At 44.3% G+C, this 3667-nt stretch carries 5 protein-coding genes; 3 read left to right on the forward strand and 2 right to left on the reverse strand.

Annotated features, from left to right (window positions below; all coding sequences use genetic code 11):
* From rtcR to JMW85_RS14080, 3 genes are all read left to right on the forward strand, one after another.
* Window positions 1-1705 (forward strand): RNA repair transcriptional activator RtcR (rtcR, locus tag JMW85_RS14070; protein WP_201582193.1); only part of this gene is annotated, 1705 nt, incomplete at its 5' end.
* An 18-nt stretch (window positions 1706-1723) separates the two neighbouring features.
* Complete coding sequence (locus JMW85_RS14075; RefSeq protein ID WP_201581833.1) at window positions 1724-1897, forward strand: hypothetical protein; 174 nt, start codon at window positions 1724-1726, stop codon at window positions 1895-1897.
* Window positions 1898-1949: 52 nt separating this feature from the next.
* Window positions 1950-3115, forward strand: a protein-coding gene (locus tag JMW85_RS14080) for an IS3 family transposase (protein WP_201582064.1) whose coding sequence is annotated in 2 segments (ribosomal slippage) — window positions 1950-2208 and window positions 2208-3115 — 1167 coding nt in all. Because the reading frame shifts where the segments join, the coding sequence is not laid out codon by codon here.
* A gap of 43 nt (window positions 3116-3158) precedes the next feature.
* Here JMW85_RS14080 and JMW85_RS14085 read toward each other — a convergent pair.
* Both JMW85_RS14085 and JMW85_RS14090 read right to left on the reverse strand, forming a co-directional pair.
* Window positions 3159-3332: a hypothetical protein gene (locus tag JMW85_RS14085; RefSeq protein ID WP_201581513.1), complete on the reverse strand. Its 174-nt coding sequence runs from the start codon at window positions 3330-3332 to the stop codon at window positions 3159-3161.
* A 54-nt stretch (window positions 3333-3386) separates the two neighbouring features.
* Window positions 3387-3667 (reverse strand): GIY-YIG nuclease family protein (locus JMW85_RS14090; protein ID WP_201582194.1); only part of this gene is annotated, 281 nt, incomplete at its 5' end.

Consider the following 3667-nt stretch of genomic DNA (forward strand, 5'->3'; position numbering starts at 1 on the left):
CGTCATCGGCTTCCTCGGCACTACTTTAGACAATGGTTTTAACGATAAGCGTTGGCAGCGTTGGCGACCAACCGTCAGTTTAGGCCTGCATGATGAGTTGCTCGTCGATGAGCTGCATATCTTATATAGCAAGCGCGATAAGCGGCTGTTTAAAATTATTAAAGATGACATGGCGAAAGTCAGTCCGAACACTACCGTTATTGGTCATCATGTGGCTTTGATTAGCCCGTGGGATTTTGCCGATGTTTATGCTGAGCTGTATGATTTTGCCGCAGGGTTTGATTTTCAGGATAGTACCGATTACTTATTACATTTGACCACAGGTACGCACGTGGCACAGATTTGCTGGTTTTTATTGGTAGAAGCAGGATTTATCCCAGCTGATTTGATTCAGACTTCCCCTTGTCCAAGACCTGACCAAGCCGATCCGCAAGGTCGCTATCAAGTAATAGATCTAGATGTCTCACGATATGATGGCTTACGTGAACGATTTGAAGCAGAAAAACAGCAACATTGGCAAACCTTACAAGCCAATCTAGTTACCCAAAATGCCGCTTATCAAAAGCTCATCTCCGATATCGAAAAGGTAGCAATCCGCTCGACTGCACCCATACTGCTAATGGGCGCAACAGGGGCGGGCAAGTCGCAACTGGCAGGCCAAATCTACGCGCTCAAAAAAGCCAAAGCTAACAGTACGCAAGGCAAAAACACGCTTGAACAATTCGTCGAGGTCAACTGCGCCACGCTACGTGGTGACACTGCCATGAGTGTGCTATTCGGTCATGTTAAAGGTGCATTTACGGGAGCTGCGACGAGCCGTGATGGGCTGCTAAAATCAGCCGATGGTGGTTTATTATTTTTAGATGAAATCGGTGAGTTGGGGCTTGATGAGCAAGCGATGCTATTGACCGCACTGGAAGAGCAGCGCTTTTATCCGCTTGGCAGTGATACGCCGATTAGCGTGTCATTTCAGCTGATGGCAGGCACTAACAAAGACTTGCGCCAAGCAGTCGCTAATGGCGAGTTTCGGGCAGATCTATTTGCGCGTCTCAATACATGGACGTTTTCTTTGCCATCACTCAAAGACAGGTTGGAAGATTTACCTGCCAATATCGATTATGAATTGGCGCGCTTGGGTAGCGAGCAACAGCAGCAGTATCGATTTGCCCCAGAAGCACGGCAGCTGTATGAAAGCTTTGCCATGAGTGCGGATGCGACATGGCAGGGGAACTTTCGTGATTTGACGGCCAGTATAATTCGTTTGACTACACTTGCTGAGAGTAAAGTGATTCGCAATGATGATGTGCAAGCGGAGATTGAACGCTTGACGCATCTTTGGGAGCTGCCTGACAGTTTGAGTGGCTCGAATAGTTTAGGTAACAATAATCAGGGTAATAACGCGAACAAAAATAGCCTAAGTAATAATAGCCCCAATGCTACTTTAAACAGCGAAACCGTTGAGCAGGGTAGCCATAATATTTTAAGAAAATGTCTCGATGAAGAGATTCTGACAACTATTGATCCGTTTGATGCAGTGCAATTGGCATATGTGATTGAGGTTTGTATCAACCATAAAAACCAAGCGGCGGCTGGGCGCTATCTGTACGCCAACTCCAGAACTCAGCTGAAAAGCAATAACGACAGCGACCGACTGCGTAAGTATCTGCTAAAGTTTGGGCTGAGGTTTGATGGGTTAAAACGATAATATTAAAAAGGATAAGACATGAACAACACAGGATTTGTGGCAGGGACTTTGATTCTTACAGACAAAAGTTTAGTGCCAATCCAAGATATCAAAGTGGGTGACTTAGTTTTATCAAAGCCTGTACTCTCCAAGCCTGAAGATGGTAGCGGTGACATAGAGTATAAGCCTGTGGTCAAGACTGAGCTATGCTGAAGAAACCGTAGAGATAAACTTGGTAAACTAAGCGTATTAATCGGAGTTTACCATGACCAAGAAAATAAGAACCTACAGTAACGAATTTAAAGCCGAAGCTGTTAAAAAGATCACAGACAACAACGGCAATATTTCAGCAACTGCAAAGCAGCTTGGCATCGCCATGCAAACCTTATCGAATTGGAACAACAAAGCTAATCAAGGCAAGCTTGTAGGCACTGAGCAGTATGATCCACAGCTTATAGCTGTTCTAGAAGATAACAAGCGCCTCAAACGACAGCTTAAAGTTGCCGAAGAGGAGCGAGAGATATTAAAAAAGGCGACGGCGTACTTCGCCAAGCACAGCTAGTCAGGTACGCCTTTATTAAAGACAATCAGCAGATATTTAGCATCACCACTATGTGCTATGTGTTAAGCGTCAAACCATCAAGTTATTACGACTGGAGTAGTCGCGATATCAGCGAGCAGCAGATACACCGCAACCATTGTGAGCTACTAGTTAAAGCCGCTCACAGTGAAAGTAAAGAACGTTATGGTTATGAGCGTTTGCATGCAACGCTCACCGAGCAAGGCCATGACATTAGCCTATACATGGTTAGAAGCATTAAAGAGGAACATGGCATCAAATGCCGTCGCCACAAGCGCTTTAAAATTACGACAGACTCTAATCACAATAAGCTGGTCTATCCAAACGTACTGGATCAGAAGTTTCATGCCAGTCGCCCTAACCAAGCGTGGGTCAGTGACATCACCTATATCTGGACAAATGAGGGCTGGCTGTACTTGGCAGGCGTTAAAGACTTATACACCAAAGAGCTGGTCGGCTATGCCATTAACAAACGTATGACCGCTGATCTAGTATGCCGTGCACTCAATATGGCAATCAAAAATAAACGTCCAAGCCAAGGATTGATTGTGCACTCTGACAGAGGCAGCCAGTATTGCAGTCATGCCTATCACAAAATCATCAATCAGCATCATTTTAAAGGCTCAATGAGTGGTAAAGGTAATTGCTTTGACAACGCTCCGATAGAAAGCTTCTGGGGCACATTAAAGAATGAGCTGGTGTATCACCAAGACTATAAAACAAGGTTTGTAGCGATCAGCGATATCATTGGCTATATTGAGTTGTATTATAATCAGACTAGGATTCAAAAGGGCTTGGGCTATAAAACGCCAAGACAGGTGTGGTTTGACTTTTATTGTCAGGCTGCGTAATTAAAATCTCCCAAGTTTAACTGTACGGATTTGACGGCAGGGGTCACTTAAGCTCTTTTCCTAGCGGGTTCCAAGCTGTGATAAACAATCCGCCATCAGTAGCAAATGGCCGCAAAAGAGCAGCAGCTTTCGAGGAACGCTCATCAACATTAAGTAAAATGTCGCCAAAGCAGTAGTTAGTTTGATGATAAGCTTCTAAAAGAGAAGGGTTTAACATAGCTTGCTCGCTAAAATAGTAGTTTAAGTCGTTAATGAAAATACAAAGCGATTATCACTTCAAAACCACCTTGCCAGCCGCACCATCCATTCGATAGTCTTTAATGTCTCCTTCGATAACCAAATTAATGGCTTTTTCAATCTCATCAAGGGGAACATTGAACCACTCTGTTGCCTTGTATAGGTTATCGTTTGCTGCTTTTGAGGATACTTTTACTCTTTGATCATAAAAGAAAGCGTGTAAAACACCTTCCACGCTGCGGGCATTGGCGTCATAAACTTGCCACTCAGCAATGATATCTACTGGTTGTTGTAGGAATGCGGTATCTCTAATCG

Source organism: Psychrobacter glacincola (genome assembly GCF_904846075.1).
GTDB classification, from domain to species: Bacteria; Pseudomonadota; Gammaproteobacteria; order Pseudomonadales; family Moraxellaceae; genus Psychrobacter; species Psychrobacter glacincola_C.